This window comes from Shewanella sp. AS16, from assembly GCF_021412365.1.
Classification (GTDB): domain Bacteria; phylum Pseudomonadota; class Gammaproteobacteria; order Enterobacterales; family Shewanellaceae; genus Shewanella; species Shewanella salipaludis.
This window is the reverse complement of sequence record NZ_JAKCLK010000237.1, coordinates 1-293: the sequence shown is the minus strand read 5'-3', so window position 1 is coordinate 293 and position 293 is coordinate 1. Positions and strand designations below refer to the sequence as shown.

General features: G+C 56.3%; 1 pseudogene. It reads left to right on the top strand.

Going from position 1 to position 293, the window contains the following annotated elements:
• Nucleotides 1-229, top strand: a pseudogene (locus tag LZP73_RS20160) (hypothetical protein); the annotation flags it as partial.
• Nucleotides 230-293 lie beyond the last annotated feature (64 nt).

The window sequence follows — 293 nt, the reverse complement described above, 5'->3', positions numbered from 1 at the left end:
GGCACGCATCGTGATGGACACCCTGCGCGACATCAACCAGAACGACGGCATTACCGTGGTCGTCACGCTGCATCAGGTGGATTACGCCCTGCGCTACTGCGAACGCATCGTCGCCCTGCGCCAGGGGCACGTCTTCTACGACGGCTGCAGCCAACTGTTTGATAACGAACGTTTTGACCATCTCTACCGCAGCATTAACCGCGTCGAAGAGAACGCGAAAGCTGCCTGACATCCCCATCATTGAGGAAAACGAATGAACGCTAAGATAATTGCCTCGCTGGCCTTCACCAGCA